Origin of the sequence: Rhodopseudomonas sp. AAP120, assembly GCF_001295845.1 — a bacterium.
Taxonomy (GTDB): Bacteria; Pseudomonadota; Alphaproteobacteria; order Rhizobiales; family Xanthobacteraceae; genus Rhodopseudomonas.
Window position 1 is genome coordinate 1 of the sequence record NZ_LJIC01000181.1, and the last position, 5,563, is coordinate 5,563.

Consider the following 5,563-nt stretch of genomic DNA (forward strand, 5'->3'; position numbering starts at 1 on the left):
CTCGTCCCGGCCATCCACGTCTTGCCACATGGCGAGGTCGAAGGCGTGGATGCCCGGGACAAGTCCGGGCATGACGACCTCAATATTCGTGTTCACGTCACTACACGTCTTCGGAGTTCTTCCATGTCCTGGCCGTCCCGCAATCTCGGCTGCTGTTTCGATCCGTCGAAGAATCCCGACAAGGTCGCGATCATCGATCTGGCGCGACCGGACCAGCCTCAGGAGATCACCTATGCGGCGCTCGACGCCGCCTGCGATGCGGTGGCGCGCGGGCTGCTGCGCAAGGGGCTGAAGCCGGGCGACCGGGTCGGCATCATGGCGCTGAATTCGGCGCCGATGATCGCCGCCTATCTCGGGATCATGCGGGCCGGCCTGGTGTCGGTGCCGATCTCGTTCAAGCTGGCGCGCGAGACCGTCGACTACATCGTCAAGGATGCCGATCTGCGCGCGGTGTTTCACGATCGTGAACGCGCCGCGATGGTGCCGGCCGGCGTGCTCGGCATCGATTTCGACGCGCCGGACGGTTATGCGGCGCTGCTCGACTACGGCCCGTTTCAATCCTTCGAGCCGCAGGGCCGAGAGATCGCGACCATCCTCTACACCTCCGGCTCGACCGGCATGCCGAAGGGTGTGCTGCTGTCGCATGCCTCGCAGATGTGGGCGCTGGACACGGCCGCGCGCGCCGGCGACCGCTCGCAGCATCGCTATATCGTCGCCGCGCCGATGTTCCACATGAACGCGACGATCAGCGCCAAGACGGCGCTGCATGCCGGCGCCTCGATGGTGCTGCTGCCGTCGTTCGACGCGCGGCTGTATGCGCAGGCGATCGCCAACTATCGCGTCACCTGGCTCACCTCGGTGCCGACCATGCTGGCGATGATGGCGCGCGAGCAGGACCTCATCAAGTCGCTCGACTTCTCGTCCGTCACCAACGTGATGATGGGCTCGGCGCCGCTCACCAAGGCGTTGGTCGAGAAGGTGCAGAGCATCTTCCCCGGTGCGGCGATCAGCAACGCCTACGGCACCACGGAGGCCGGCCCCGGCGTGTTCGGCGCGCATCCGGACGGCCTGCCGCGGCCCGACACCGCGGTCGGCTATCCGACCGAAGGCGCGCTTGCCGAATTGCGCGAAGGTCCGTCGCCGGACGAGGGCGTGCTGTACATGAAGAACCCGATGCTGATGGAAGGCTACAACAACCGGCCCGAGAAAACTGCCGAGGTGATGCAGGGCGGCTGGTATCGCTCCGGCGACATCATGCGCCGCGATGAGAACGGCTTCTTCCACTTCCTCGGCCGCGCCGACGACATGTTCGTGGTCGGCGGCGAGAACGTCTGGCCTGGCGAGGTCGAGAAGCTGATCGAGCGGATGCCGGGCGTGCACCAGGCCGCAGTCGTTCCGGTGCCCGACGACATCAAGGGCACGCTGCCGTTCGCTTTCGTGGTGAAGCAGGACGGCGCCGAGGTCGACGAGGCGGCCGTGAAAGCTTTCACGATCGCCAATGGCCCGGCCTTCGCACATCCGCGCTTCGTCGAATTCCGTCCGGCAATTCCGCTGTCGGCCACCAACAAGCCCGACCGCCGCCTGCTGACCCAGGAGGCCGTGCAGATCGCCGCGAAGCGCCGGGCGGCCGGCGAACGATAGAGGTATTTAGATACGACGTATGGCGTCCCGCGCAACGCTCCGTTCATCACGCGCGGGCGTTGCAGCGGTCCCCGGGAGTTGCCCGAGGCCGGATGGATAAAGATCTGTGAGTGCTAGGATTTCGGCCTCCGGATGATGACGGAGGTATCCCGATCTGCGTTGACAATTGCTGCGCTGCGACGGATTGATGACCGATCAGTTCGGATTGCAAGGCGCTTGCGATTTTGTCGCCCGACGGTCCGGCCAAGACAGCACGGGAGAGAGATGTGAAAGCCCTGGTCCGAGCGTTCTACTACGTGCCGGTGATCGGCTGGCTGACCAAGGATGCCGTCCATGGCACCCCGGAAGCGAAGTACTTCTTCGCGTTCAACCTGGTCGTGCTGCTGTTCGGCGCGATCTATCTGGTCGGCTATCCGCTGGTGATCACGCTCGGCCTGATCGGCTCGGCTGCGGGTCTTTCCGGCCTCGTGCTGCTCACCGCCGGCGATGCCTTCGACCGCCGCGCCTCCGGCGCCGTCGCCAGGGCCCCGGCGCCTCCGGTCCGCAAGCCTTCGGTGCGCCGCGCGGCCTGAACGACGCCAGGCTAATTCGCGCGCGGCACGGCCTATCCCCGTCATGGCCGGGACGAGCCCGGGCATGACGATGATGAGGGGCCGCGAGTCAAACTGAGGCGGTGTTTGCGGTCTTCGCTATTGCTAACGTCGCGCAAACCCGCTCCAGCCGCTGCCACGCGGCTGCGTCGCCCGGCAGGCCGAAGCGATAGCGGTTCGGGCTGTGGGTGAAGCCGCGGATCAGCACGCCGGCGCGGGCGAAGGCGTCGACCAGGTCGCGGCCGTCTTGGTCCTCATACAGCCCGAACAGGTCGGTGCCGCCGCACGCCGTCAGTCCTGCTGGCGCCAGCGTGGCGTCCAGCCGCCGTCGATCGGCCGCCAGCCGCTGGCGCATTGCGGTGATCCATGCGTCATCGCGCAGCGCGTGGGTGGCGATAGCACAGGCTGGCCCGGAGGCGGCCCAGTCGCCGAGCAGATCGCGCCATGGCGGCGCATCGTCGGCATTCACCGCGACGAAACCGAGCCGCACCCCCGCCAGGCCGAAGAACTTGCCGAGCGAGCGCAGCACCACGAGGCCGCGGGGCAGCGCGGGCCCGCGCAGCAGCGACAGCTCGGGCCGCACGTCGGCGAAGGCTTCGTCGACCACCAGCCGCTTGCCGGCGGCGCACCAGCGCTCTGCAAAGGCCAGTAACGGCTCAGCCTCGACGGCGCGGCCGTCCGGATTGTTCGGGTTCACGATCACCAGCGCGTCGAGCGCGGCATCGACATCGGGCAGGGCGCCGAGTTCGCGCACCTGCGCGCCTGCCGCCCGCCATGCGGCGGCGTGCGAACTGTAGGTCGGTGCCAGAATCCCGACCCGCGCGCCGCGCGCGTCGGTCAGCACCCGCGGCGCCAGCCGGATCGCGATCTCGCTGCCCGGCGTCGGCAGCATCACGGCGCCTTGCGGCAGGCCATAGGCCGCCGCGGCGGCCGCACAGAGGTCGTCCAGCTCTGCAGCCAGCGGCAGCCGCGCGAACGCCTCCGGCGGCAGCGGCGGGACCGGATAGGCGGTCGGGTTGATCCCGGTCGACAGGTCGATCCAGGGCAGCGGCGCCTGCGGATAGGCTTGCGCCGCGAGATCGACCCGGCCGCCATGGATCCGCAGCGCCGCCGCAGCGGCGCTGGTCACGGCGTCACCAGCCAATAGCCACCGACCACCAGGATCAGCGACAGCGTCACGATCACCGCCAGCACCGCCGCGATGATCGCGCCAAGGCCGTGGCCGTCGAGCCAGTGCTGCAGCTTGTTGCCCAGTCGCAAGCCCATCGGTTCCGCCATGTCTGGTGTTCGCAGGCGAGGTTCTGTCACACCTGCGCGGGGCAGCGCCAGCCCGACGAACAGCCGGCGGATCGCCTGCGGCAACCCGCCCGGCTTCCGCCGGAACCAGACTCCGGCTTCGGCTTTGACTCCGCAACAGGAGGTTTGCCATGTCGATCCGTTTTGTGCTCGCGTCACTGGTGTTCATGATGGTCAACGCCGTCGTCTTCGGCGTCGGTCTGGTGTCGGTCCTGACGCTTCCCTCGCTGGCGCGCCACGCCTTCGACCTCATTCCTGCGGTGGTGATCGCCAGCTTCCTGATCTCCGCGCCGCTTTCCTGGATGATTGCGCCGCGCCTGCGCGCCAGCTATTGGCGTCAGCAGCGGGTCGCCGCCGGCAACTAAGCTGCGGCGGCTCGTCGCCTCCGTCGATTGACCCGGGTCAATCGACGCGCGAGGGCGCTGCTGCATAGATGCGGCAGCGTGCGGTCAATGGCGGTTGCGATGAGCTTGCCCGATCCCGACTGGTTGAAGCAGTTTCCCGCCCTGGCCACGATGCCGGAGGGCGAGCGTGCGCCGCTCGCCTCCGGCGCGATGGCGATGAACGCGCCGGCCGGCACCACGGTGTATGCGCCGGGCGAGCCGTGCAACGCGTTCATCCTGGTGATCAGCGGCGGCGTGCGGGTGTATCAGCTCGATGCCGACGGCAACGAGATCGTGCTGTATCGGCTTGGCCCCGGCAGCATCTGCATCCTCACCACGCTGGCGCTGCTGGCCTCCGACGCCTACAGCGCGTTCGCGATCACCGAGACGCCGGTGCAGGCGATGGCGCTGCCGGTCGCGACCTTCAACGACCTGATGGCGCGCTCGGCGCAATTCCGCAGCTTCGTGTTCGGCGCGCAGGCGGCGCGGATGGCCGATTTGATGGCGGTGATCCAGAACGTCGCCTTCGCGTCGATCGAATCGCGGCTGGCAGCGCGGCTGCTGACGCTGGCCGGCGGCGGCCACGAACTCTCGATCACGCATCAGCAACTCGCCGCCGAGATCGGCAGCGCCCGCGAGGTCGTCAGCCGGCAACTCAAGGCGTTCGAGCGCCGTGGCTGGGTCAGCCTCGGCCGCGGCCGCGTCGAGCTGCGCAACGCTGCGCCGCTGCGGGCCGCCGCCGGCCGCTGAATTTTCCAGGCGCGGTGACTTCGTCACAGACCGCTTTCCCCCCGCGCCGTACACAGGCAGCGTCACTCAACCAAGCGAGGGGAAACACAATGTCCGCCAATGTTGGAATGATCGATCGCCTGCTGCGCGCCATCGTCGGCATCGGCCTGATCTATTGGGCGCTGACCGGCGGCCCGATCTGGGCGTGGATCGGCGTCGTGCCGCTGCTCACCGCAGCGATCGGCTTCTGCCCGGCCTACACGCTGTTCGGCATCCGCACCTGCCCGGTCAAGCAGTCCTGACCGACGCGTTCGTCATCGCTCCCGGAATCGGCTAGACGCCGATCCGGGAGTTGTTCTCATTCAGGTGAAACCATGCACAAGAACTGGATCGATCTGACGGGCGAATTGTCGGTGGCGCTGCGCGAAGTGCGCACCGGCGCGCCCGACGTGATGAAGGGCTTTTCGGCGATCGCGCAGGCGGCGCTCAAGGCCAACGCGCTCGATACCAAGACCAAGGAGCTGATCGCGCTGGCGATCTCGGTGGCGACGCGGTGCGACGGCTGCATCGGTTTCCACGCCGAAGCCGCGGTGAAGCAGGGCGCCACCCGCGACGAGATCATGGAGACGATGGGCATGGCGATCTACATGGGCGCCGGCCCCAGCGTGATGTACGCGGCGCAGGCGGTCGAGGCGTATGATCAGTTCGCCAAGAAGAAAGCCGCGGCGGCAGCGACGCCGGTGTAGTTGAGCGAGACCTCGCCCCATCGTCATTGCGAGCGCAGCGAAGCAATCCAGCTCAGTGCACCGCGTCACCTCTCCCGCTTGCGGGAGAGGTCGCACCGGCGTAGCACGGCGAAGCCGTGGCGGGTGGGGGAACTCCTCTCCGCGTAGACCGACTCAGTGCTCGTGTCGCCCTCTCCCC

The 5,563-nt window shown here is 67.9% G+C and carries 8 protein-coding genes; 6 read left to right on the forward strand and 2 right to left on the reverse strand.

Annotation, left to right across the window (positions count from 1 at the left end; translation table 11 throughout):
• Window positions 1-123: 123 nt before the first annotated feature.
• Both IP86_RS24755 and IP86_RS24760 read left to right on the forward strand, forming a co-directional pair.
• Complete coding sequence (locus IP86_RS24755; RefSeq protein WP_054165101.1) at window positions 124-1,641, forward strand: class I adenylate-forming enzyme family protein; 1,518 nt, start codon at window positions 124-126, stop codon at window positions 1,639-1,641.
• Window positions 1,642-1,907: 266 nt separating this feature from the next.
• Window positions 1,908-2,213, forward strand: coding sequence for a hypothetical protein (locus IP86_RS24760; RefSeq protein ID WP_082364247.1), 306 nt, complete (start codon window positions 1,908-1,910; stop codon window positions 2,211-2,213).
• 88 nt (window positions 2,214-2,301) lie between these two features.
• Here the strand turns inward: IP86_RS24760 and cobD are convergent, their stop codons facing one another.
• Window positions 2,302-3,360: a threonine-phosphate decarboxylase CobD gene (gene cobD / locus IP86_RS24765; RefSeq protein ID WP_054165103.1), complete on the reverse strand. Its 1,059-nt coding sequence runs from the start codon at window positions 3,358-3,360 to the stop codon at window positions 2,302-2,304.
• Window positions 3,357-3,497 (reverse strand): hypothetical protein, encoded by a 141-nt coding sequence (locus tag IP86_RS29180; RefSeq protein ID WP_197279980.1) that lies wholly within the window; start codon window positions 3,495-3,497, stop codon window positions 3,357-3,359. The genes cobD and IP86_RS29180 overlap by 4 nt, the downstream gene beginning before the upstream one ends.
• A 161-nt stretch (window positions 3,498-3,658) precedes the next feature.
• Here IP86_RS29180 and IP86_RS24770 point away from each other — a divergent pair, with 161 nt between their 5' ends.
• The 4 genes from IP86_RS24770 (at window position 3,659) to IP86_RS24785 (ending at window position 5,385) form a co-directional block, all read left to right on the forward strand.
• Entirely contained in the window at window positions 3,659-3,892 is a 234-nt protein-coding gene (locus IP86_RS24770; protein WP_054165104.1) for a hypothetical protein, read from the forward strand.
• 99 nt (window positions 3,893-3,991) lie between these two features.
• Window positions 3,992-4,660, forward strand: coding sequence for a Crp/Fnr family transcriptional regulator (locus IP86_RS24775; protein WP_054165105.1), 669 nt, complete (start codon window positions 3,992-3,994; stop codon window positions 4,658-4,660).
• Between the two features lie 89 nt (window positions 4,661-4,749).
• Entirely contained in the window at window positions 4,750-4,941 is a 192-nt protein-coding gene (locus IP86_RS24780; protein ID WP_054165106.1) for a YgaP family membrane protein, read from the forward strand.
• 72 nt (window positions 4,942-5,013) lie between these two features.
• A complete protein-coding gene (locus IP86_RS24785; protein WP_054165107.1) occupies window positions 5,014-5,385 on the forward strand; it encodes a carboxymuconolactone decarboxylase family protein in 372 nt (123 codons plus the stop codon).
• The last annotated feature ends 178 nt before the right edge of the window (window positions 5,386-5,563 follow it).

Bases quoted from the DNA above. Each gene is read 5' to 3' on its own strand.
- IP86_RS29180 (WP_197279980.1), bottom strand. From the start codon at position 3,497: ATGGGCTTGCGACTGGGCAACAAGCTGCAGCACTGGCTCGACGGCCAC.
- IP86_RS24770 (WP_054165104.1), top strand. From the start codon at position 3,659: ATGTCGATCCGTTTTGTGCTCGCGTCACTGGTGTTCATGATGGTCAAC.
- IP86_RS24785 (WP_054165107.1), top strand. From the start codon at position 5,014: ATGCACAAGAACTGGATCGATCTGACGGGCGAATTGTCGGTGGCGCTG.
- IP86_RS24780 (WP_054165106.1), top strand. From the start codon at position 4,750: ATGTCCGCCAATGTTGGAATGATCGATCGCCTGCTGCGCGCCATCGTC.
- IP86_RS24755 (WP_054165101.1), top strand. From the start codon at position 124: ATGTCCTGGCCGTCCCGCAATCTCGGCTGCTGTTTCGATCCGTCGAAG.
- IP86_RS24775 (WP_054165105.1), top strand. From the start codon at position 3,992: ATGAGCTTGCCCGATCCCGACTGGTTGAAGCAGTTTCCCGCCCTGGCC.